This window comes from Paenibacillus sp. JNUCC 34, assembly GCF_058269055.1.
Window position 1 is genome coordinate 2049550 of record NZ_CM177770.1, and the last position, 22794, is coordinate 2072343.

At 46.3% G+C, this 22794-nt stretch carries 24 protein-coding genes; all 24 read left to right on the forward strand.

What is annotated here, in order from left to right; translation table 11 throughout:
- The first annotated feature begins 5 nt into the window (after positions 1–5).
- Complete coding sequence (gene fliG, locus AC2TF5_RS09650; protein ID WP_491301955.1) at positions 6–1022, forward strand: flagellar motor switch protein FliG; 1017 nt, start codon at positions 6–8, stop codon at positions 1020–1022.
- Positions 1015–1866, forward strand: coding sequence for a FliH/SctL family protein (locus AC2TF5_RS09655; protein ID WP_491301956.1), 852 nt, complete (start codon positions 1015–1017; stop codon positions 1864–1866). Before fliG ends, AC2TF5_RS09655 begins: the two co-directional genes overlap by 8 nt.
- Positions 1853–3172 (forward strand): flagellar protein export ATPase FliI, encoded by a 1320-nt coding sequence (gene fliI, locus AC2TF5_RS09660; protein ID WP_491301957.1) that lies wholly within the window; start codon positions 1853–1855, stop codon positions 3170–3172. The genes AC2TF5_RS09655 and fliI overlap by 14 nt, the downstream gene beginning before the upstream one ends.
- 10 nt (positions 3173–3182) lie before the next feature.
- Positions 3183–3626: a flagellar export protein FliJ gene (fliJ, locus tag AC2TF5_RS09665; protein ID WP_491301958.1), complete on the forward strand. Its 444-nt coding sequence runs from the start codon at positions 3183–3185 to the stop codon at positions 3624–3626.
- A gap of 43 nt (positions 3627–3669) precedes the next feature.
- Positions 3670–4593 (forward strand): MotE family protein, encoded by a 924-nt coding sequence (locus AC2TF5_RS09670; RefSeq protein WP_491301959.1) that lies wholly within the window; start codon positions 3670–3672, stop codon positions 4591–4593.
- A gap of 45 nt (positions 4594–4638) precedes the next feature.
- A complete protein-coding gene (locus AC2TF5_RS09675; RefSeq protein ID WP_491301960.1) occupies positions 4639–6099 on the forward strand; it encodes a flagellar hook-length control protein FliK in 1461 nt (486 codons plus the stop codon).
- A 21-nt stretch (positions 6100–6120) separates the two neighbouring features.
- Positions 6121–6711 (forward strand): flagellar hook capping FlgD N-terminal domain-containing protein, encoded by a 591-nt coding sequence (locus tag AC2TF5_RS09680; protein WP_491301961.1) that lies wholly within the window; start codon positions 6121–6123, stop codon positions 6709–6711.
- On the forward strand, positions 6708–7097 hold the full coding sequence (locus tag AC2TF5_RS09685) for a TIGR02530 family flagellar biosynthesis protein (protein ID WP_491301962.1): 390 nt from the start codon (positions 6708–6710) through the stop codon (positions 7095–7097). Before AC2TF5_RS09680 ends, AC2TF5_RS09685 begins: the two co-directional genes overlap by 4 nt.
- A 75-nt stretch (positions 7098–7172) precedes the next feature.
- Positions 7173–7991: a flagellar basal body rod protein FlgG gene (gene flgG / locus AC2TF5_RS09690; RefSeq protein ID WP_491301963.1), complete on the forward strand. Its 819-nt coding sequence runs from the start codon at positions 7173–7175 to the stop codon at positions 7989–7991.
- Positions 7992–8047: 56 nt separating this feature from the next.
- A complete protein-coding gene (locus AC2TF5_RS09695) occupies positions 8048–8272 on the forward strand; it encodes a flagellar FlbD family protein (protein WP_491301964.1) in 225 nt (74 codons plus the stop codon).
- Complete coding sequence (locus AC2TF5_RS09700; RefSeq protein ID WP_491301965.1) at positions 8269–8730, forward strand: flagellar basal body-associated FliL family protein; 462 nt, start codon at positions 8269–8271, stop codon at positions 8728–8730. Before AC2TF5_RS09695 ends, AC2TF5_RS09700 begins: the two co-directional genes overlap by 4 nt.
- 33 nt (positions 8731–8763) lie before the next feature.
- Entirely contained in the window at positions 8764–9762 is a 999-nt protein-coding gene (fliM, locus tag AC2TF5_RS09705; RefSeq protein ID WP_491302849.1) for a flagellar motor switch protein FliM, read from the forward strand.
- Complete coding sequence (gene fliY, locus AC2TF5_RS09710) at positions 9752–11029, forward strand: flagellar motor switch phosphatase FliY (RefSeq protein WP_491301966.1); 1278 nt, start codon at positions 9752–9754, stop codon at positions 11027–11029. Before fliM ends, fliY begins: the two co-directional genes overlap by 11 nt.
- Before the next feature lie 27 nt (positions 11030–11056).
- Positions 11057–11422 (forward strand): response regulator, encoded by a 366-nt coding sequence (locus AC2TF5_RS09715; RefSeq protein WP_491301967.1) that lies wholly within the window; start codon positions 11057–11059, stop codon positions 11420–11422.
- A 13-nt stretch (positions 11423–11435) separates the two neighbouring features.
- The gene (locus AC2TF5_RS09720; RefSeq protein ID WP_491301968.1) at positions 11436–11954 is read left to right on the forward strand and encodes a FliO/MopB family protein; all 519 of its coding nucleotides are present in this window, start codon (positions 11436–11438) and stop codon (positions 11952–11954) included.
- A complete protein-coding gene (fliP, locus tag AC2TF5_RS09725; RefSeq protein WP_491301969.1) occupies positions 11951–12703 on the forward strand; it encodes a flagellar type III secretion system pore protein FliP in 753 nt (250 codons plus the stop codon). The genes AC2TF5_RS09720 and fliP overlap by 4 nt, the downstream gene beginning before the upstream one ends.
- Positions 12704–12734: 31 nt before the next feature.
- Entirely contained in the window at positions 12735–13004 is a 270-nt protein-coding gene (fliQ, locus tag AC2TF5_RS09730; RefSeq protein WP_491301970.1) for a flagellar biosynthesis protein FliQ, read from the forward strand.
- Between the two features lie 11 nt (positions 13005–13015).
- Complete coding sequence (fliR, locus tag AC2TF5_RS09735; RefSeq protein WP_491301971.1) at positions 13016–13804, forward strand: flagellar biosynthetic protein FliR; 789 nt, start codon at positions 13016–13018, stop codon at positions 13802–13804.
- On the forward strand, positions 13804–14913 hold the full coding sequence (gene flhB / locus AC2TF5_RS09740; RefSeq protein WP_491301972.1) for a flagellar biosynthesis protein FlhB: 1110 nt from the start codon (positions 13804–13806) through the stop codon (positions 14911–14913). Before fliR ends, flhB begins: the two co-directional genes overlap by 1 nt.
- A 23-nt stretch (positions 14914–14936) precedes the next feature.
- Positions 14937–16970: a flagellar biosynthesis protein FlhA gene (gene flhA, locus AC2TF5_RS09745; protein WP_491301973.1), complete on the forward strand. Its 2034-nt coding sequence runs from the start codon at positions 14937–14939 to the stop codon at positions 16968–16970.
- Positions 16967–18367, forward strand: a complete 1401-nt coding sequence (gene flhF, locus AC2TF5_RS09750) for a flagellar biosynthesis GTPase FlhF (protein ID WP_491301974.1) — start codon at positions 16967–16969, stop codon at positions 18365–18367. The genes flhA and flhF overlap by 4 nt, the downstream gene beginning before the upstream one ends.
- Positions 18364–19251: a MinD/ParA family protein gene (locus AC2TF5_RS09755; RefSeq protein WP_491301975.1), complete on the forward strand. Its 888-nt coding sequence runs from the start codon at positions 18364–18366 to the stop codon at positions 19249–19251. The genes flhF and AC2TF5_RS09755 overlap by 4 nt, the downstream gene beginning before the upstream one ends.
- A gap of 40 nt (positions 19252–19291) precedes the next feature.
- The gene (locus tag AC2TF5_RS09760; RefSeq protein ID WP_491301976.1) at positions 19292–20674 is read left to right on the forward strand and encodes a protein-glutamate methylesterase/protein-glutamine glutaminase; all 1383 of its coding nucleotides are present in this window, start codon (positions 19292–19294) and stop codon (positions 20672–20674) included.
- Between the two features lie 23 nt (positions 20675–20697).
- Positions 20698–22776: a chemotaxis protein CheA gene (locus tag AC2TF5_RS09765; protein ID WP_491301977.1), complete on the forward strand. Its 2079-nt coding sequence runs from the start codon at positions 20698–20700 to the stop codon at positions 22774–22776.
- Positions 22777–22794 lie beyond the last annotated feature (18 nt).

Consider the following 22794-nt stretch of genomic DNA (forward strand, 5'->3'; position numbering starts at 1 on the left):
ACCAATTGGCCAGAGGAAATAACCAAACGTTAAGTGGACGCCAGAAAGCAGCGATTTTATTAATAACGCTGGGACCTGAAGTGTCTGCTCAAATATTCAAGCATTTAAGAGAAGAAGAGATAGAACAACTGACGCTGGAAATAGCCAATGTGCGCAAGGTAGATAGCGGCGAAAAAGAACTTATTATGTCTGAATTCCATCAGATCTGTCTGGCTCAGGAGTATATAACGCAGGGTGGTATTACTTACGCGAAAGAAATATTGGAGAAAGCCCTAGGCCAGCAAAAGGCTATGGAGGTCATTAACCGGTTAACCGCTACTTTGCAAGTACGGCCATTCGATTTTGCAAGGAAGGCGGATCCAAGCCAGATATTAAACTTTATCCAAAATGAAAATGCTCAAACGATTGCGCTTGTGCTTTCTTACCTGCAGTTCGAGCAAGCAGCAGCCATTCTCTCTTCGCTTCCACAAGAAAAGCAGGCTGAAGTTGCACGCCGTGTGGCTGTGATGGATAGTACCTCGCCTGAGGTCATCTCACAGGTGGAAAGAGTGTTGGAGCAGAAACTTTCAGCCACGGTTACACAGGATTACACCAGCGCCGGAGGCATCGAATCGATCGTTCAAATCCTTAACGGGGTTGACCGTGGTACGGAACGTACGATCTTGGATGCCCTGGAAATCCAGGATCCAGAGCTTGCTGAAGAAATTAAGAAACGGATGTTTGTCTTTGAAGACATCGTTAACGTGGACAACCGTTCCATTCAGCGGATTATCCGTGATATTGATAACGCAGATTTGCAGCTTGCTCTTAAAGTGGCAAGTGAGGAAGTTAGGGACGTTATTTTCCGCAATATGTCCAAAAGAATGGCCGAGACATTCAGAGAAGAGATGGAATACATGGGACCGGTACGGCTGCGTGACGTGGAGGAAGCTCAAACGCGTATCGTAAGCACGATCCGGAGACTTGAGGAGGCTGGCGAAGTGATTATCGCTCGCGGCGGAGGAGATGACATTATTGTCTAACTTGATCAAATCGTCCCAATACATGCCGATGGATGTCTTGAAAGAGTTGGATTTGGCCCGCCACTATGCACCAGCTGTCGAAGAAGAGGATGCCGCTGAAGTAATACAGCCTGCTGAACCAGGTGTTCATCAGACCATAATAGAAGCGGAAAAGATTAGGGGAGAAATGCTCAAGGATGCGCAGGAATTCGCGGAACGGCAAATCCGGGAGGCTTCAGAGGAAGCCGAGAAGCTGATTGCTGATGCTCAGGCTCAAATCGCAGCTTGGTGGGAAGAGCGGAGAAGCCAGGATGAGGATCTTGCAGAAGCGTTGAAGGCTGAGGGCTTCAGACAAGGATACGATGAGGGCACGGCAAAATCCGAGTTGGAAATGAAAGAGATTATGGAACAGACGACTGAAGAAGCAAGAACACTTCTTCAGCAAGCCTATGAGGCGAAGGAAGAGCTGATTCAGGAAGCGGAGCCGTTTCTGGTAGATCTAAGCTGTGCAATTGCTGAGAAAGTACTCGACCGGCAGCTAACTGTGGAAGCTGATTATATGCTGGAGCTTATCAGGAAGAACCTGACTCGTAAACGGGAGAAGGGGATTATATCACTGTGCGTTTCTCCGTCGCATTTCGCATTTGTGCATGCTGCCCGAGAGGAATTGGCAATGGCTGTGGATTCACAGGCGGAACTGCAAATACTGCCGGATGCAACGGTTAATGACAGGGGATGTGTAATTCGTTCCTCATTCGGCAGCGTAGACGCGCGGATCGATACTCAGCTCGCAGAAATCAAGAAAGAGCTGATGCGGATATCACTCGATGATGAGGAACGGAGAAATCAAGATGAAGAAGCTTGACAGCGGCCGTTACAAAGATCACTTAAAACATATTGATCCCGTTCGGATCAACGGTAAGGTCACACAAGTCATCGGCCTCATGGTTGAATCGGAAGGGCCGGACGCCAGCGTCGGAGAGGTTTGTTATATCTATCCAAGTAAACAGTCCAAACCGCTTCAAGCAGAAGTTGTAGGGTTCCGGGACAATAAAGTGCTGCTCATGCCTCTTGGTGAACTGCACTCTATCGGACCGGGATGTGATGTTGTTGGAACAGGTAAGCCCCTTAGCGTTCAGGTAGGCTCGGAGCTACTTGGAAAAGTGCTGGATGGTTTAGGCCAGCCACTGGACGGTTCACTCATACCGGCTAGAATGCCTTACAGCGCAACAAACAACATACCGCAAAACCCACTAAACAGACCGCGGGTGCTGGAACCAATAAGTATCGGTGTCCGGGCGATAGACGGACTTCTGACGATAGGTAAAGGCCAGCGTGTAGGAATCTTCGCCGGCTCAGGTGTAGGTAAAAGTACACTCATGGGCATGATCGCAAGAAACACTTCAGCGGATGTGAACGTGATTGCTTTGATCGGTGAGCGGGGCAGAGAGGTTCTGGATTTTATAGAACGGGATCTGGGACCGGAAGGACTGCAGCGTTCCGTAGTAATCGTCGCAACATCCGACCAACCGGCACTCATTCGGATTAAGGGAGCATTGATTGCGACGACAATTGCCGAGTATTTCCGGGATCGTGGATTGAACGTGATGCTGATGATGGATTCAGTAACACGGTACGCCATGGCGCAACGTGAAGTCGGACTGGCTGTAGGAGAACCGCCTGCGATGCGCGGGTATACACCGTCGGTATTCGCTAATCTGCCGAAGTTGCTCGAAAGAGCGGGAACAGGCCCAACAGGATCTATTACTGCTTTTTACACCGTATTGGTAGATGGGGATGATATGAACGAGCCTATCGCGGATGCGGTGCGGGGGATATTGGATGGACATATCGTACTTAACCGAAGCATTGCCAACAAGGGACATTTTCCTGCAATCGATGTCCTCGCAAGTATTAGCCGGGTGATGAAGGACATTGCGCCTGAGGAACAGATCGAAGCGGCAGAGAACATAAAAAGATTAATGGCCGTGTACAAAGATTCGGAGGATTTGATCAACATTGGTGCGTACCAGCGAGGTTCAAATCCAGATATTGATGAATCGATAGAATACATCCAGAGCATCTGGGAGTTTACGAAGCAGAAAGTGAACGAAAAAGTGACATTGAGCGAAGTGCAGGACCGCTTGATATCCGAATTTTCAAGGAGATGACGACTGAAAGATGAAATTTCACTACGCATTCCAGAAAATTGTGGATTTAAAAAGCAATGAGAAGACACAAGCGGAATGGATGCTATCGTCCGCGATCGGCAAGCTCCAAGCGGAAGAAAAAAGTCTGAGTGATCTTTTTGAAATGCGGGAGCAAATGTTTGAAGCCCAGCAGGAAGCTGCCTGCCGTTGTGCGCCGGTAGCCGAAATTCGGAATATTGGAATATATGTGGAATATTTAGAGTCATGCATCGTGAAGAAACAGGATGATATCCAGGTAGCGCATGTCAACGTGAACAAGAAGCAAGAGCATTTGACCGAAAAAATGCTGGATGAAAAGGTGTGGCTTAAGGCCAGAGATAAATCGAAAGAAAAGTTCCGGCAAGAAAGTCTCCTACGGGAACAAAACGAGCTGGACGAAATGGCGACGGTTCGCTTTGCCATCAACGCCCGCTAAGCTTGATCTACCGCTGGGTATGCCCGCAAAGGAGGAATAGAGAGTGGCACGTAAGGATGATATGCCGATAGATACTGAGGAATCAAGCGGGGGATTTGAACGGATACTGCTTTTTTTAATACCGATTATTTTTACGATTGTAATGGTCGGAGTTCTGTTGACACTGTTCAATGTTAATGTCCGGAACGGAGTATTGGATGTTGCCAACAAAATACCGATTGTTAAGGATTGGATACCGGATCCGAAACTATCACCTGAAGAACAAAAGCTGAAGGATATCAAGGATCAAGAAGAAAGTGTTGAGGCAACGATCCAGGAATTAAAGAAACAGCTGGAAGAGAAAGAGCAGTCTTTGAAAGAAATGTCAGAGCAGAAGACAGCTGAGGAGACCAAAGTGAATCAGCTCGAGACACAGATCGAAGATATCCAAAATCAATCAGCAGCAGCTGTCGAAGAACCAGTAGAAGATCCTTACATTGAGCAAATACGCGATTTGGCTAAGATGTATGCCAACATGAGCCCAAGCAAAGCGGCACCAATCATGCAAAATCTGACAACAGAAGAAATGGTGCTAATGCTTAGTGAGATGAAAAGTTCGAAACGGGTTGCCATATTGGAAAAGATGGATCCCAAAATAGCAGCTGACGCTACGATGATACTCAAAGAAGCAAAGTCGACGGAAGATCTGGCTATCGCTGCCCAGAAATCCCGGGATAAGAAAGACAAAGATCCGTTAAAAACGACGGACAATCTGGATAAAGCCCAGTTGAGCAAAACATTTTCCCAAATGGCACCTGATAAAGCAGCCGATCTTCTGCTGCAAACTTACAAAATTAGTCAATCTAAAACTATCACGATTCTAAATACGGTTGATGATGGAACACGAGCACGTATTTTAAGTGCGATGTCCACCAAAAGCCCGGAACAAGCAGCAAAAATTCTGAACCGGCTGATGGGATCCAAATAATCACTTCTGTTACGTTTCTTCTATATGAAAGGAGGTGAGAAAACAATGACGCTAATTTTTCAAAACATGGCTACATCGAAGAATGCCGCAGCAGCATCTGGAGGAAAGACGGCGGACAGCGGAAAAATGGCAACAGGAACGAAGGCGGAAGGAAATACGTTTGGACAGACTTTGGTTCATCAAATGTCGAATGCAGAAACGCCTACTGTTCCAGTCAAGGATATGGCAGCTTCCATGTTAAACGCATCTGTTCAAATGCTGAAAGATTTGCCTGCTCCATCCGAGGGTGAAAATGCAGCTTCTAAGGGATTGAATGCCCTAGCATCAAGTCTTGAACAGGAAAACTCTCTTGACCTTGGATTACTTCTTATGTTTCTTCTGAAAGATCTTGAGAAGCTTGAAGAGGCGTTGAAAAAAGACCCTTCGCTGCTAGAAGAAATTCAAGTCTGGTTGATGCAGGCGTTAACAATGCTTAACGAGGTACAGGGTCAGGGGCAACCGGCAGACCAGCAACAGCATACTGAAGGTGAAGTTCAGACTCTATCGCCGCTAGCTTCGAATCCGGAAACGGTACGTTTTGCAGTACAGGATGTTCTTACGCAGTTAAGTGATACGATGAAAAGCTTACCTTCAGGTGAACAGTCCAAGCCTCAGCTTGTGCAGCTGCTACAATCCTTTCAGGCTTTACTGAATGCGAATGGAAAAGGAGCAACCAAGGAAGCTTCTGAAGATCAGGCCCGAGGCACATCCCCAGTGATAACCCAGGTGGATGGCGAAGAAGCAGTTACTGTGGATAAGAAGGAACTCCCAGTCAATTTAAAACAGGCATCAGAAACAGCGAAAGCATCGGAGACCACTGTAAAAGTGACAGGTCAAGTGAAAGAAGGAACTTTAACCGAGGAATCATCTGAGGGCAAGAGTAGTTTAATGACGGAACCGGATAGTAATACGATCACAGCGGGGCAGTTGGTACTTCGATCAGGCACTACAGCACCTGTTAAACCGATGGCGCAGCCGGTACCTGTAGAACAGTTTGCTAAGGAAATGACCAACTTGGTCGTGAACAAGCTGGAGTTTGTCAAACTTCAAGGCTTTACCGAGGCCAGAATATCATTGAATCCTGAACATTTGGGTCAGGTAGATATTAAAATCACCATGCAAAACGGGCAATTGGTCGCCCAGTTTTTGACTCGAAATTCCGATGCAAGGGAACTGTTGGACCAGCAAATGGCACAATTACGCTCCGCACTTCAAGGTCAAGGTCTTCAGGTGGAGAAGCTGGAGGTAACACAAAGCAGCCAGTCATCATCATCCCAGTTCTATCAGGACGGGCGGCAACCGGGATCTGGTCAACAGGATTCAAACCGACGCTCCAGAGAAAAGGATGTACCATCCGATGACACCATCGCAGCAGCAGCCATAACCGAAGAATGGAATGAATGGTTGGCTGAGCGGGAGGCAGACGAGGAGCAGGGCAACGGCGGCACATTTACTGCAAAAATATAGGTGCAGGGAGGTGAAATAGAAATGGCTGTAGATTATGTTAATCGCAATGTCTGGCCCAGCTATTCTAAAGGAAATGTGAGCAGGGCCGGCACGGACGATGGACAAACGCTGGGGAAAGATCAGTTTTTAAGCATTCTTATTGCGCAGCTAAAGCATCAGGATCCACTCTCACCGATGGAAGATAAGGAATTCATTGCACAGATGGCACAGTTCACATCTCTGGAGCAGTTGATGAACATCTCTTCCCAATTAACGGATATGAGGCAATCCCTCGGAACCGTATCAAGCTTGATCGGCAAGAAAGTAAGCTGGATTGAATATGCAGAAGGCAATAGCGGGCAGACCGTGGTGAAAAGTGGAGTTGTCGATTCCGTTCTTATTCGTGACGGAGTACAATATGTCAAAATTGGCAAGGACGAAGTGGCATTGGATTACATTATGCAAATCGAAAATAATGTGCCGGAACCTGAAGGTCCAATCACGGAAAATCCGGAAACCGAAGAAACTCCTGAAATAGAACCAGAAGTTCCTTCAACAGAACCGGATGCTCCGGCAGAATCTTCAGAGCCTTCTCAGCAAAGCGGTGGAGAGAGCGAGGGGGCAACACCATGAGTGATCGAATGACCATTGGACAGCTTTATCCTGGAAATATACATCCTACGGCCCTTCAGCGGGATCGTAACAGTTCGATAACGCCTTCCAATGCGCAGCCGGGTAAGTTTAAGGAGTTTTTGGAAGAGAATCTTCTTAAATTTAGTAACCATGCTGCCAAACGACTGGAACAGCGAGGAATTGAGATTAAGGGTGATCAGCTCACTCAAATTCACTCGGCTATTGAGAAAGCGGCAGCCAAAGGAAGTAAAGAATCACTGATATTAATGAAGAATATGGCTTTAATCGTAAATGTACCTAACCGGACTGTCGTAACCGCAATGGATGATCAGGCGATGAGAGATAATGTGTTTACGCAAATCGATAGCGCCGTCATTATTTCATAACAACTGGCTGGCCCGTAAAGGAAGCCAAGTGGCCGCCGATCGACTGACGCGGCTCAATCATAAGGAGGAAAATCAATGTTAAGATCCATGTATTCGGGCGTTTCCGGTATGAGAGGATTCCAGACTAAGCTGGACGTAATCGGTAACAACATCGCAAACGTTAATACGGTAGGTTTTAAGGCTGGTCGTGTCATGTTTAAAGACATTTTAAGTCAGACGGTTTCCGGTGCGACATCTCCTTCGGATACACAAGGCGGAGTGAATGCCAAGCAAATTGGTTTGGGTACTACAGTGGGCTCTATTGACACGGTTCACACACCAGGCAGTGCGCAAACGACAAACAAACCGACAGATCTTCGAATCGACGGTGACGGATTTTTTATGGTTAAGATGTCTGAAGAACAAGAAGTTCCTTTTCTGACCAGAGCCGGTGATTTTCATATTGACGGCAACCGCAACCTGGTCACTTCCGACGGCTTGTTTGTGCTTGATGTTGAGGGCGAAATTATTACTCTCGGTGAGGATGTAACGGGCTTCTCTATTGGACAGGACGGATCGATCATGACACAAGGTGGAGACGCTGATGATCCGATTCAGATCGGTCTTGCCAAAGTTGTGAATCCGGAAGGTCTTGAGAAGATAGGCGGAAACTTGTACCGTGTTACTGCAAATGCGCTTGGCGAAGATGCAGACGGCGAAATCGAAGGGTTCCCGGCTAACAGCGTAGAGGCAGGTACAGGCGCGATCATCGCAGGACAACTTGAGATGTCAAACGTAGATCTGACAGGCGAGTTTACGGAGATGATCGTGGCACAGCGCGGATTCCAATCAAACTCCCGAATTATTACAACCTCAGATGAAATACTTCAGGAAGTCGTCAATTTGAAACGGTAACGTTAACGAATGACTAGGGGAGGCTTAGCCCTCCCCAATGATTAAGGAGGCTTTCAATGATTTCGGTAACGAGGTTAAATGGTTCGCAAATATGGCTAAATGCGCTTTTGATTGAAATGGTTGAAGAGACTCCTGACACTTACATTACTTTAACTACAGGTAAAAGGTTGATCGTTTTGGAGAAAGCGAAGGAAGTAATCGCATCTGTCAAAACGTATCATCGTGAAGTCGGAGTATATCAAGCTACCATTAAAGTGCAGCAGATGGAGGAACCTTCATGAAAAAAATGCTTCCCTGGCTAGTTACGATAATGCTCTCCATTACATTAATCGTATTAGCGGTATTTTTACTATCGGACAAAATGCTTGGCAAGGACGAATCGGGTGCGATTGCCGCGCCGGCCCCAGAGCCAGTACTTTCTGCCGATGAGATTGTCGAAGTGACTGCAGAAATCATTGATGTGAAGACAAATCTGGCGGATCCTGATTATATTGCAGTTATGAGTTTTTCTTTTCAGCTTAGAAACAAAAAGGCCAAAGAGGATTTTGACAAAATCAAGGAAATTAAAGTCAAACCAATCATCATCAAGACACTGGCTGACACCAAGCCAGAGAATTTAAAGGATTCTAAAGCAACGGAACAATTTACAGAAAGACTGTTAGATCAGATTAACAAAACACTGCCTAACGGACAATTAATACATATTGAAATTACGAATAAGTTAGTTGCACCTTTATAGGCGGGAACTTGGATTACGTAGGGGGGTGAGATGATGGTTGATGTTTTATCGCAAAATGAGATTGATGCCTTGCTGGCCGCTCTCTCTTCCGGCGAAATGGACGCAGAAGAACTGAAAAAGGAAGAAACCCAGAAAAGAATCCGCTCTTATGACTTTAAGAGAGCGGTGCGTTTTTCCAAGGATCATATCCGCAGCTTGACTCGAATACATGAAAATTTTGCGCGTTATTTAACGACCTATTTTTCGGCTCAGCTACGCACTTTTGTACAAATTAGTGTCGTTCAGGTTGAGCAGCTGCCTTATGATGAGTTTATCCGCTCAATCCCCAAAATGACGGTCCTCAATATTTTTGAAGCAGAGCCGCTTGTTGGACGTATGGTGCTTGAGGTTCATCCGAATATCGCTTATGCCATGCTAGATCGCCTTCTCGGCGGTACGGGGAATGCTCCGACAAAAATTAATGCACTAACCGAAATTGAGACGATTATTATAGAGCGGATCTTTAGCAGAGCTTTTGAAAGCTTGCAGGAAGCTTGGAAAACGGTGTTGGATATTTCGCCTCGTCTGGAGGCGCTTGAGACGAATCCACAGTTTATGCAAATCGTATCGCCGAACGAGACCATTGCTCTTATATCGCTAAGCACCAAGATCGGCGACACTACCGGAATGATTAATCTGTGTATTCCTCATGTTGTCCTGGAGCCAATCATGTCGAAGCTGTCTGCTCATCAATGGTTTATTTCCGAGAAGAAGACTCGGGTGCCTGAAGAGGTGAATGCATTAAAGCAGCGGGTAAGCAAAGCAAAATTGCCGATCATAGCGGAGCTTGGGGAGTCCAAGCTTACGGTCTCTGAATTTTTAGGGTTGAGTGTCGGCGATGTTATTTCCCTGAATAAACCCGTTCATGATGGCCTGGCCATTAAATTGGGGGATAAGCTGAAATATATAGGTAGCCCAGGTACGTTGAAGGACCGGGTCGCCGTACAGATCGACGAAATCATCAGCGAAGGAGCTGAAGAACTTGACGAGTAAAGATTATTTATCCCAGGAAGAAATTGATGCCCTCTTAAAGCAGACTGAAATGGCATCAACCTCCTCTCCTTCGGTGGTAAGCGTTGATGATGTTTTGACACCATTGGAGCAGGATGCATTAGGTGAAATCGGTAATATCACGTTTGGCAGTGCGGCTACGGCCCTTTCAACGTTGCTGGGTAAGAAAGTGGATATTACAACACCAAAGGTGTCTATTATTTCTAGAAGTCAGTTTGAAGAAGAGTTTCCCAAGCCTCATGTGGCGGTTCACGTCACTTATGTTGATGGATTTGAGGGGATTAACTCACTTGTGATTAAGACCCGTGATGCCCAAGTTATTGCAGACCTGATGCTAGGTGGAGAGGGAAATCCTCAGGAAGAAGAGCTGAACGAGATACATATTAGTGCGGTTCAGGAAGCGATGAATCAGATGATGGGTTCATCTGCAACGAGTATGTCTACGATTTTCAACAGGTTTGTAAACATATCCCCTCCGGGGATCGATATTCTCAATATGTCTAGTGGTGATGGGATAAACAACTTGCCTGTTGATGAGACGCTGATTAAAATATCGTTCCGGCTCATCATTGGTGATCTGATTGATTCAACGATCATGCAGCTTCTTCCAATCGAGTTTGCCAAGGACATGGTTAATACGCTGATTAACGGAACAGAAGAGCCTGCTGTTGATGAACCTGCAACTACTATAGAAGAACCGGTAAAGGAGACAGCACCTCAGCAAATGCCTCCGCAAGAGCAGGCGCCGATGCAACAGCAAGAGCCAATGGGGCAAATGCCTCCGCAGCAAGGATATCCGCAGGATCAGGGGTATGGGTATAACCAAGGAATGCCGGGCGGAGCCGGATTACCGCAAATGCCGTACGGGCAGCCGCAGATGCCTTATCCACAGGTACCGCAGCAGTATGGTGGAATACCAAATCGTAATGTAAATGTACAGCCTGTGCAATTCGCTAACCTGCAAAATGCACCGTACACACAGGTTGATGAAAACAATCTGAACTTACTGATGGACATTCCCCTTAAAGTCACCGTAGAATTAGGAAGGACCCAGAAGCAAATTAAGGATATCCTGGAATTATCTCAAGGATCGATCATTGAGCTGGACAAGCTTGCCGGTGAGCCGGTAGACATCCTTGTGAACCACAAACTTGTCGCTAAAGGTGAAGTTGTCGTTATTGACGAAAACTTTGGCGTTCGGGTTACGGATATCGTAAGTCAATGGGACCGAATACAAAAATTACAATAGCACAAATTTAGGGAGGATTTTTAATCAATGGCTAACCGAATTCTGATCGTGGACGATGCTGCATTTATGAGAATGATGATCCGGGATATTTTGACCAAAAACGGATTTGAGGTTGTTGGAGAAGCTCAAGATGGAGCTCAGGCGATCGAGAAATTTAAAGAACTGCGTCCGGATCTGATTACAATGGATATTACGATGCCTGAAATGGACGGAATTGCCGCTCTGAAGGAAATCAAAAAGGCTGATCCGAATGCAAAAGTTATTATGTGCTCCGCTATGGGACAGCAAGCTATGGTTATCGACGCTATTCAAGCTGGAGCGAAGGACTTTATCGTGAAGCCTTTCCAATCGGATCGTGTTATCGAAGCTATAAATAAAACGCTTGGCGTCTAAAGGAAGTCTTTTTATGATAGCAGCTTCAGAGGGAATAGGATCGGATACGTCGGGGTATTATCTTCAACTTTTATATGTTTTTATCGTGCTTGCCATTATCGTTACAGCCATTGTACTTCTGATCCGGTTTTTGGGCCGGAAAAATCAGAGTTGGATGCAGGGCCGTTCCATCCGGACACTCGGTGCGGTTGGAGTTGGCCCTAACAAATCCATACAGCTAGTTGAGGTGGGAGGCAGTATCTACCTGATCGGTGTTGGTGAAGATGTCTCGCTCATTGACAAAATTTCCGATCCGGCTGAAGTTGCTCTGATTCAGGCTTCGTTCGAACAGGAGCAAGGCTTGAATTCGGGAACGCTGCCGCCGTTCATTGGTAAGCTTGCGGCCAGGTTTCGTAAGGAACAGACGTCTGAGGATATCGAGCTTGAGGATACATCATCTTTTCATGAGGTATTCGAATCCAAGCTTCGCAGCGTACCCAATCGGAAACAAAAGGTGGAAGAATTGCTGCGGGAGGATCATAAAGATTCATGAATAAAAAGATCGCAATTACTGTCACGGTGATTATGCTGATGGGACTGGTCTTGGCCACTTCGGCCTGGGCGGATCCGATACCGAACATCGATATACAAATCGGGGACAATGGGGACACGCCAAGTACGAGTGCACTTTCTCTAATTCTATTAATTACGATACTCAGCTTGGCTCCCGCAATTCTTGTCCTGATGACGAGTTTTACCCGGATTATTATCGTTTTAGGTTTCGTACGGACATCTCTAGGCACACAACAGACACCTCCGAATCAGGTGTTAGTCGGATTGGCGTTATTTTTAACACTGTTTGTTATGGCACCGACCTTCTCTACCATGAACGATGTTGCGCTGCAACCGTATCTCAAGGGAGAGCTCACTCAAACGGAGGCGCTTGATAAAGCTCAAGAGCCCATGAAGGAATTTATGTTCTCGCACACCCGGGAAAAAGATCTGCTGCTGTTTATGAAATACACCGGAGCGGAAAAACCGAACAACTATCAGGATATTCCGCTAACGGTGTTAGTGCCGTCATTTGCTATTAGCGAACTTAAGACCGGTTTTCAAATGGGCTTTATGATCTTTATACCATTCTTAGTCATAGATATCGTTGTAGCGAGTGTCTTAATGGCTATGGGTATGATGATGCTGCCGCCCGTCATGATCTCACTGCCGTTTAAAATTTTGCTGTTCGTTCTAGTTGACGGATGGTATATGGTTGTGAAGTCGATGTTAATGAGCTTCAATCCGTAGCGGCAAGTATTTCAATACAGGAGGACTCGCCGTGAGTGCTGAGTTTATTATCGGTTTAGCAGGACAAGCGGTATATACCGTGTTGAAAGTAAGTTCACCGATGCTTGTGCTCGCGCTGGTCGTGGGATTAGTCATCAGTATTTTTCAAGCAACGACGCAAATCCAAGAGCAAACGCTTGCCTTTGTACCCAAAATTATTATCGTCCTGCTCACACTGCTGCTGTTTGGCCCTTGGATATTAACTACACTTGTGGATTTTGCTAGTGGAATTTTGGGCAATCTCCACAAATATATCGGATAGGCTGAGTGTTCATGGAATGGTTGGAACAAAGTATTCCTGTCTTTATGCTTATTTTTTGTCGAATTACATCATTTTTTGTTGTGGCGCCGATCTATTCGGCTCGTGGTGTTCCAGCACCCTATAAAATAGGGATTTCCTTCATGGTTTCAGTTCTTGTGTTTCTGACCTTTGGCCTTGGCCAGACGGTCACACAAGATATGTCGTACGTACTGCTAATCATTCAGGAGGTTCTGGTAGGATTGCTTCTTGGATTTACCGCTTTTTTGATGATGGCGGTCGTTCAAACGGCAGGAGCACTGATCGATATTCAGATCGGCTTCAGTATGGCGAATGTGATTGACCCTGTTACTGGTGTTTCATCACCGCTTATTGGCAATTTCAAGTACATGTTGGCACTCCTTGTATTTCTAAGCATGAACGGACATCATTTTCTGCTGGATGCCATTATGTACAGCTATGAGTGGATGCCGATTACAGGCAATGTATTCTCCAAAATACAGGACGGCAGTGTGGCTGAGTTTCTGATTACCACATTTGCCAATTCGTTCGTAATGGCACTCCAAATGTCTGCGCCCATTGCGGCAGCACTGTTCCTTACCGACGTCGGTCTCGGATTTCTGGCGAGAACGGCGCCTCAGTTTAACGTGTTTGTTATCGGTATCATCTTGAAAATCATCGTAGGTTTAGTTTTGCTTCTGCTGCTTATGCCAGGACTAGTGGCTCTGTTTGAACATTTGTTTGCCGAAATGTTCGAGGCTCTGCAGAAACTGTTGGGCGTGATTGGCAGTAAGCCGGCGTAATGAAGTTAGGAGTGGTAGGTGTGACCTTGAAGTACCGTGTGGACCTGCAGCTGTTCTCAGGTGAAAAGACTGAAAAGGCTACGCCTAAAAAAAAGCAGGACACCCGTAAAAAAGGGCAGATTGCCAAGAGTCCAGAACTGTCTGGCTCATCCGTTTTGATGGCTGCTTTTTTATGCTTCATGATGTTCGGCGGATATATCAGGGATCACATCGTTCGGCTGTTTACAGACGTATATCTGAATCGTCTTACCATGGATGTTACGAAGGAAAATACGATGATGCTGCTGGGGGAATACGGAATACAAATTTTGTTGCTGCTTGCCCCACTGTTTATCGTTGTGTTTGTTATCGCACTCGCCATTAACTACGTACAGGTCGGTTTTCTCTTAACGGGAGAACCTTTGAAGATGAAATTCAGTAAAATTGATCCGATCAAAGGGTTTAAAAATATAGCGTCGATGCGATCGTTGGTTGAGTTTTTTAAATCGATCTTCAAGCTGACTATTATCAGTTATCTGGTCTATACCTCGCTCTGGGGTGCAAGACAAGGGTTGTCGTCTTTGTCTTTAATGAGCCCGGAAGCCATCTTTCATTTTACGGCTGACGTGACATTGTCCCTTGGAATCAAAATCGCAGTCGGACTGATTATTCTGGGAGTATTTGATTACATTTATAAGATATATGAACATGCAAAAAACATTCGTATGTCAAAGCAAGATATAAAAGATGAGTATAAGAAAATAGAAGGCGATCCGCTTATTAAAGGGAAGATTCGTGAGCGTCAGCGTCGCATGGCACTTCAGCGGATGATGCAGGAAGTTCCTAAGGCCGATGTAATCATCACGAACCCGACTCACTTTGCGGTAGCGCTAAAGTATGATGGATCCTCCATGGAGGCACCGCAGATTATTGCCAAAGGACAGGATTATATGGCACTGCGAATTAAGGAAATCGCCAAGAAAAATGGCGTTATTACAATGGAAAATAAACCGCTGGCACGTGCACTTTACCAAAGAGCGGAAATCGGGGACACGATCCCTGGTGATCTGTTCCAGGCAGTAGCCGAAGTGCTGGCGTATGTATACAAATTAAAAGGTAAAGCGAAATAACTAGGGATCGGAGGCCGACAGCAGTGAAAATAAAAGAAATATCTGTTCTAGCGGGTGTCATCGGCATCGTACTTATGATGATTCTTCCGATTCCTATATGGCTATTGGACATATTGCTTATTATTAACATCTCATTGGCGCTTATGATATTACTCGTGGCAATGAATACGAAGGAAGCGCTCGAGTTTTCCATTTTTCCTTCGTTGCTGTTAATAACAACGCTGTTCCGACTGTCATTGAACATCTCTACAACAAAGCTTATTTTGTCTAAAGGACAAGCGGGCGAGGTTGTCGCTACTTTCGGTAGCTGGATTGCCGGGGGAGAGATTGCGATAGGATTCATCGTTTTCCTCATCCTCGTTGTAGTTCAATTCATCGTTATTACAAAAGGATCAGAGCGGGTTGCCGAAGTTGCGGCAAGATTCACACTCGATGCAATGCCGGGTAAGCAGATGAGTATTGATGCTGATTTGAACGCCGGCATGATAAATGAGACCCAGGCTCGTGAGCGACGGCGGAAGGTAGAAAGAGAGGCTGACTTTTACGGCGCCATGGACGGTGCCAGTAAATTTGTTAAAGGTGATGCCATTGCTTCGATCATCATCCTCTTGATCAACCTGATTGGTGGATTTATTATCGGTATTTCCATTCACGGAATGTCTTTTCCTGATGCAATGAGCACATACTCGATCTTGACGATCGGTGATGGTCTGGTAAGCCAGATCCCAGCTCTCTTAATTTCGACGGCTGCAGGTCTTATTGTCACACGTGCTTCGTCAGAAGGTAATTTGTCTGATGATTTGACAGGACAGCTATTGTCATACCCAAAACTCTTGTACATAGTTGCAGTGACTGTGACGTTTCTTGGTCTGTTCACTCCAATTCATTTCATCACAACACTCCCGATCGCCGTTCTTCTATTCCTTGCTGCAAGAAGTATGCAGAGCAAATTGGAACGGAAGCAGGTGGAGGTTGAGCAATTGGAGGAGGAACAGCAGATCGAGGAAGTCCGCAGTCCAGAGAGCGTCATCAATCTGCTTCAAGTCGACCCTATCGAATTCGAGTTTGGATATGGGCTTATACCACTTGCGGATACACAGCAAGGCGGAGACCTACTCGATAGGATCATTATGATACGCAGACAGTGCGCACTTGAATTAGGACTTGTGGTACCTGTCATTCGTATTCGCGACAATATTCAACTAAAACCGAACGAATACGTCATAAAAATTAAAGGGAATGCTGTCGGCGGTGGTGAATTATTATTAAATCACTATCTTGCCATGAGTCCCGGGTACGAGGACGAGTTAGTAACTGGTATTGAAACAACAGAGCCTGCATTTGGTCTTCCTGCACTGTGGATTGATGAGACCGCGAAGGAGCGGGCAGAATTGGCTGGTTATACGGTAGTGGATCCGCCTTCTGTAGTAGCTACGCATTTGACCGAGTTGATTAAGAGACATGCTCATGAGTTAATTGGACGCCAGGAAACAAAAACGCTGGTCGACAATATTCGAGAAAGCTACCCTGTCCTTGTCGATGAGCTTATTCCTTCCGTTCTCACCATCGGGGATGTACAGAAAGTACTGGCTAAGCTGCTAAAGGAGAAAATTTCGATCCGGGATTTGGTAACTATTTTTGAAAGTCTTGCTGATTATGGGCATTATTCGAAGGATCCTGATGTGCTTACCGAATACGTTAGACAAGCTCTCTCACGCCAGATTACACAACAGTATGCTCCGGAAGGAGAGGCCATGCAGGTCATTACGGTGGGTCCGGCTTTAGAGAAAAAAATTGCGGAAAGTGTACAGCAGACCGATCAGGGGAGCTATATTGCGATGGACCCCGTGTCGACTCAGAGTGTTTTCCAAAAGCTGAGTGAACAGGTAAACCGGCTGATTCAGATGGGTCAGCAGCCTGTGCTGTTAACTTCTCCTGCTATCCGGATGTATTTACGGCAGGTTATTGAACGCAGTATGCAGGACATTCCGGTACTCTCTTACAGCGAGCTTGAGCCTAATGTCGAAATTCAGAGCGTCGGAGTGGTGAACTTATGAGAGTGAAACGATTTATCGTCGATACAATGCCGGAGGCAATGCAGCACATTCGGAACGAGCTCGGTAGTGATGCGGTAATTCTCAGCTCGAAAGAGATTAAAGTAGGCGGCTTTATGGGGATATTCACCAAAAAAAAGATCGAAGTCATCGCTGCTGTAGATAAGGAAGACAAATCGAACCAAGACAAACCTGCTACACCATCGGTTCAGGTTCCAAGAAGTTCAGTTCCGCAGGCGTATAAGAAGACAGCCGTAAGCACCCAGCCTGTAGGACCGAACAAGCTGGGTGTACCAGACGATTCGGAAAAAGCGTTTGCTCATCCTGAGCAGATGTCCAATCGAGAGCGGGCTGCAGTAGATTTTGCCGCAGCTTTAGTACAGGCTGCAGGTGGCGGACAACAACCCGCTGAACTGACGGAGCAGCCTCTCATCAGCGCATATGAGCGTGAATCAGCAGAATCCGCAATTCCGGTGCCAGCTTCAACTGATCCAGTGTCACAGTCTGAAACGAGAAGCAGCGCAGAACAGAAGATGCTTGATGAGCTCCGGGAAATGAAGGAGTGGATTGCCCGTCTTTCCCGTCAAAATCTGATCAATCCGGAGCTTCCGGAGTCACTTGGAAGCATTCGGGATCAGTTGATGAGACAGGATCTATCTGATCAACTGTCGGAAGTCTGGCTGAACAACGCGATGGATGAATGGGTGGCAAGCAATAAGACTTTATCTGATGAGCAGCTGCGTGCATCCATCTATCGTCAGATGGAGTCATTTTTGGAGGGGCGCTTCGGTGGCGGCATACAGAGAGCTACCCGGGTTGTTTATATCGCGGGGCCGACCGGCGTCGGCAAGACGACAACAATAGCCAAGCTGGCGGCAGAGCAACTGTTCAAATACCAGCGCAAGGTAGGCTTTATCACATCCGACACTTATCGCATTTCAGCTGTAGATCAACTAAGAACATATGCATCCATATTAAATGTGCCGCTTGAGGTGGTACAGTCTCCTGGTGATATGCAGCGGGCGATGCATCGTCTGGAAGATTGCGACTTGATTTTGATGGATACAGCGGGGCGCAATTACCGCAACGAACTTCTGGTCTCCGAATTGCAGAGTCTAATGGCGCCATCAGATCATAGTGAAACTTATCTTGTACTTAGTCTGACATCCAAAAGCAGTGATATGGTCGAAATTACAGATCACTTCAGCAAATTCGGACTGGATAAGGTGATTTTCACCAAGCTGGATGAAACCGGAAGCTGTGGTCCACTGTTCAATCTGTTGAATGCACACCCGTTAAAGGTGTCTTACATGACGAATGGTCAAAATGTTCCTGACGATCTGCTAATGCCTGACACAACGATGCTTTCCCGGATGCTACTTGGAGAATTGAGGACATGACAGATCAGGCACAATCTCTTAGACAGCTGGTGTCTGCTAAAGTGCCGAATCGCTCTGCGGGTTCCTCGAAAAAAACAGCCCAAATCATAACGATTACGAGTGGTAAAGGTGGTGTTGGAAAGTCCAATTTCACACTAAACTTTGCTCTAACACTCAGATGTTTGGGGCGGAAGGTGCTAGTGTTTGATGCCGATATCGGCATGGCAAATATTGATGTTCTAATGGGAGTGTCCTCCCGATTTAGCCTGTATCACGTACTACGAAGAGAAAAGAGCATTCACGATGTCATCCAATATGGACCAGAAGGGCTTCCATACATAGCCGGCGGCTCGGGAATTGCCGATATGATCTCCTTATCAGAGGATGATCTGAATTATTTTGTATCTCAAATCGAACTTATCTCATCTGAAATGGATTACATCTTATTTGATACAGGCGCCGGATTGTCCAAAGAGAACATGAAATTTATAACTTCTGCTGACCAATGCCTGGTTGTGACCACACCGGAACCGACATCCATCACAGACGCTTACGCTTTGATCAAGGTAGTTCATGGAAGTGATCCGGAAGTACCGTTTTCTCTGGTTGTGAACCGAGCTGGAGACGAAACAGAAGCCCGCCAAGCATCGGATAAGATCCTTTTAACAGCACACCGTTTTCTGGATTTGGACATTAAGATGCTGGGATATGTTACGGACGATCCATATGTTGTGAAATCCGTCAAACGTCAGGTTCCGTTTACTCTCGCTTTTCCTAGGTGTGAAGCGTCCCGTGATATACAGCGGCTTGCACTGCGTTACCTAACTGTTCCGACAGCTCCGCCGGAATCCGGCCCCCTTACGGGAATCAAAGGATTTATGCAGAGATGGCTTAAACGAACATAATGATTCTTTTTTGACAATAAGGGAACTGAGGTGGACTCCAATGACGCCATTTCGTGTACTGGTGGTAGATGACTCTCCGTTTATGAGAAAAATCATTTCGGATCTGATCGAACGGGATCACCGGTTTCGAGTAACGGGCACAGCAAATAACGGCAGAGAAGCCGTAGCGAAAGCCATGGAACTGAACCCTGATATCATTACGATGGATGTAGAAATGCCCGAAATGAATGGTCTTGACGCGCTCAGAACAATTATGGAGGCCGGACCACGGGCAGTCATTATGCTGTCAGGCGTTAATGAGCAAGGGATGCGGGAAACGATATTAGCTCTGGAATTTGGGGCCTTTGATTTTATACGCAAGCCTTCCATATCAAATGCTCAGGATATTGAGCAGGTTGGTCAAGAGCTGCTTCAGCAACTGAATGCAGCGGTACAGGCCAAAGCACGGAGGGCATTGTGGGAGGAAGAAGAGCAGAAGCGACAGAATATCCCAAAAGCTATTCTTCTTCCGCCAAGGCCTTCCGATCGGCAGCCTCTGTTCGGTTCAGATGATCAGCGAACGTCCGCAACCACCAAGCCATTTCATAAAGATATGAAAGGCTCTCATGGGGAGCACCATGTGCAGCTGCGTGCGAGACTTCCAAATTCGAAGAAGCAGGTATCAGGCGCTGCGGATTCCGGACTAAATCAAAACAATAACAGCTTATGCAACACTTCTGTAGAAAAGGCGGTTACTACTTTTGTTGGGCGCAAAAAGTTTGAACCCCGTATAAGCCATCCTGTTCGAAGGGAATCAGAAGTGAAGATTGTTCCCCCACAGGATCGCTCAATGGATCAAAGCTTCACTCAAATAGTTGCGGTCGGGTGCTCGACCGGGGGGCCGAGGGCGCTGAAAACCTTCCTGGAGAAAATTCCGGGTGATTTCCCGGCGCCGATCGTGATCGTGCAGCACATGCCTCCGAATTTCACGAAATCCCTGGCGCAGCGCCTCGATTCGTTTAGTGCGCTTAAGGTCGTTGAGGCTTGTGATGAGATGGAGTTAAAGCCGGGAGCAGCTTATATCGCTCCAGGCGGGACCCATATGAGGATATCCCAATCGGATGGTAAGTACCGCATTACAACTCATAGGGATGAACCATGTAATGGACATCGCCCTTCGGTAGACGTGTTGTTCGAATCTCTCCTGCCTCTTACTTCCCTGAAACGGCATGCTGTGATAATGACGGGAATGGGAAGTGACGGAGCGAGAATGATGAAACAACTTTACGACTCTGGAGTCACTTCAACATTCGCTGAAAGCGAGGAGACCTGTGTTGTATATGGAATGCCTCGATCTGCCGTGGAGTTGGGCTGTGTAAGTTATGTTCTGCCGCTGCAAGAAATTGCAGGGGAATTGGTTCAAGCAGTAAGTATCGGTAAGTGAACTCATAGAGGAGGTGTCTCGCAATGGACATGAATCAGTATTTATCCATGTTTATTGATGAGTCGAATGATCATCTGCAATCATTAAATGAAAACATGCTTCAACTAGAAAGCAGTCCGAGTGACTTGGGCATTGTACAGGTGATCTTCCGGTCAGCCCATACCCTGAAGGGAATGGCGGCCACCATGGGTTTTGAAGATCTCGCATCCCTTACACACCAGATGGAGAATGTACTGGATCTGGTTCGGAACGAAAAGCTGAAAATGCAGGATTTTATTTTTGACACCCTTTTTAAAAGCTTGGATGCGCTCGAATCGATGGTACAGGATATCGTACAGGGGGGTGAAGGGAAGGCTGATGTCTCCTCTATAGTAGCTTCACTTCAAGGGATTGTTCGCGGTGAAGGAGCCGGAGTATCTTCGGCCGCTGCCGTTTCTGCAGAATCCGCAAACAGCGCTCCTGTTTCTCCGGGTATAGAATTGGACGAATTCCAATTTTCTGTTTTGGATCAATCCATTTCAGAAGGTCATAAGGTGCTCTACATTCAGGTTCAACTGCGTGAAGACTGTCAGCTCAAGGCTGTCAGAGCGTATATGGTGTTTGAACTGCTGGAAAGAGCCGGTGAAATCGTTAAGACTTATCCGGATGTTCAGGATATTGAGCAGGGTGAGTTTGACAGTGTCTTCTCCATGTACTTTATCACTCAAAAAAATGCAGCGGATCTTGAAAGCCAAATTATGAATATTTCAGAGGTTGACTCGGTGACGGTTGCGGATCTTGATCATGAATCCCTGCAGCAGATGGTATTGCAAAGTGCGGCAGCAGTTGAAGCAGTCGAGAAGGAAAACGCTGCGAGCACTCCAGCACCTGCAGCAGCAGATGTGTCAAAAGTCGAGCCAAAGGAATCAGTTACACCCAAGACGGCTGCCAAAAATAATGGCGCCAGTGTTCCATCAAGAACGATTCGTGTTGATATCGAGCGCTTGGATGTTCTGATGAACCTCTTTAGTGAGCTGTTGATCGACCGTGTTCGCTTGGAGCAGCTGGCCAATGAAGCGAAGAACCAGGATTTGACCGATACGGTCGAGCATATGAGCCGTGTCAGCAGCGACCTTCAAAATATCGTTCTGAAACTGCGGATGGTTCCTGTAGATACTGTGTTTAACCGTTTTCCGCGGATGGTCCGGGATCTTGCCAAATCTCTTGATAAAAAAATTGACTTGATTATTACCGGTGCAGAAACGGAACTTGACCGTACGGTTATTGATGAAATCGGGGATCCGTTAGTTCACTTGATTCGGAATTCTGTTGATCATGGTGTAGAACCGATTGCTGATCGGTTAGCTGCCGGTAAATCGGAAATCGGAACCGTTCAGCTCCGCGCATTTCACAGCGGAAATAATGTATTTATTGAGATCGAAGATGATGGTCGTGGAATCATCCGGGATAATATCATCAAAAGCGCCATCAATAAAGGCGTTGTAACCGAAGAACAAGCTGCAGCAATGTCAGATGAAGAAGCTCATCAGCTTCTGTTCGCACCGGGTTTCAGTACAGCCGAGAAAATTTCGGATGTGTCCGGACGGGGAGTTGGCCTTGATGTTGTAAAATCAAAAATTAATTCCCTTGGCGGCAACGTTACGATTTACTCAACACCAGGAAAAGGAACGAACTTCTCGGTACAGCTTCCACTTACGCTTTCTATTATTGCTGCCATGCTTATTAAGATGGGCTCCGAAAAATTCGCAATTCCGCTGACATCGATTGTGGAAACAGGAATTATTAAAAAAGGGCAAATCCGTACCGTTCACGGCAGCCGAATGATTCAATTCAGAGAGTCTCACATACCGCTTATTTCACTGAGCCGTGTATTTGATGTTCCGGATTTTGATGAACAGTCAGAAGAAGAAACGGAAATTGTCGTTATTCGCAAGGGTGACCGTTTGGCAGCTTTGGCGATCGATGATTTTATTGGTCAGAGTGAGATTGTCATAAAAAATCTGGGTAAATACCTGCCTTCGATACAAGGTATTTCCGGCGCAACCATCCTTGGCGATGGACAAGTAGCACTCATCATAGATCCGAATGCTTTTATCAAGTAATTATGGGCTGATTAAGGA

Bases quoted from the DNA above. Each gene is read 5' to 3' on its own strand.
- AC2TF5_RS09675 (WP_491301960.1), top strand. From the start codon at position 4,639: ATGACGCTAATTTTTCAAAACATGGCTACATCGAAGAATGCCGCAGCA.
- fliJ (WP_491301958.1), top strand. From the start codon at position 3,183: ATGAAATTTCACTACGCATTCCAGAAAATTGTGGATTTAAAAAGCAAT.
- AC2TF5_RS09680 (WP_491301961.1), top strand. From the start codon at position 6,121: ATGGCTGTAGATTATGTTAATCGCAATGTCTGGCCCAGCTATTCTAAA.
- AC2TF5_RS09700 (WP_491301965.1), top strand. From the start codon at position 8,269: ATGAAAAAAATGCTTCCCTGGCTAGTTACGATAATGCTCTCCATTACA.
- AC2TF5_RS09765 (WP_491301977.1), top strand. From the start codon at position 20,698: ATGGACATGAATCAGTATTTATCCATGTTTATTGATGAGTCGAATGAT.
- AC2TF5_RS09685 (WP_491301962.1), top strand. From the start codon at position 6,708: ATGAGTGATCGAATGACCATTGGACAGCTTTATCCTGGAAATATACAT.
- flgG (WP_491301963.1), top strand. From the start codon at position 7,173: ATGTTAAGATCCATGTATTCGGGCGTTTCCGGTATGAGAGGATTCCAG.
- fliP (WP_491301969.1), top strand. From the start codon at position 11,951: ATGAATAAAAAGATCGCAATTACTGTCACGGTGATTATGCTGATGGGA.
- AC2TF5_RS09695 (WP_491301964.1), top strand. From the start codon at position 8,048: ATGATTTCGGTAACGAGGTTAAATGGTTCGCAAATATGGCTAAATGCG.
- fliR (WP_491301971.1), top strand. From the start codon at position 13,016: ATGGAATGGTTGGAACAAAGTATTCCTGTCTTTATGCTTATTTTTTGT.
- AC2TF5_RS09720 (WP_491301968.1), top strand. From the start codon at position 11,436: ATGATAGCAGCTTCAGAGGGAATAGGATCGGATACGTCGGGGTATTAT.
- AC2TF5_RS09760 (WP_491301976.1), top strand. From the start codon at position 19,292: ATGACGCCATTTCGTGTACTGGTGGTAGATGACTCTCCGTTTATGAGA.
- AC2TF5_RS09755 (WP_491301975.1), top strand. From the start codon at position 18,364: ATGACAGATCAGGCACAATCTCTTAGACAGCTGGTGTCTGCTAAAGTG.
- fliI (WP_491301957.1), top strand. From the start codon at position 1,853: ATGAAGAAGCTTGACAGCGGCCGTTACAAAGATCACTTAAAACATATT.
- fliM (WP_491302849.1), top strand. From the start codon at position 8,764: ATGGTTGATGTTTTATCGCAAAATGAGATTGATGCCTTGCTGGCCGCT.
- flhF (WP_491301974.1), top strand. From the start codon at position 16,967: ATGAGAGTGAAACGATTTATCGTCGATACAATGCCGGAGGCAATGCAG.
- AC2TF5_RS09715 (WP_491301967.1), top strand. From the start codon at position 11,057: ATGGCTAACCGAATTCTGATCGTGGACGATGCTGCATTTATGAGAATG.
- flhB (WP_491301972.1), top strand. From the start codon at position 13,804: ATGAAGTTAGGAGTGGTAGGTGTGACCTTGAAGTACCGTGTGGACCTG.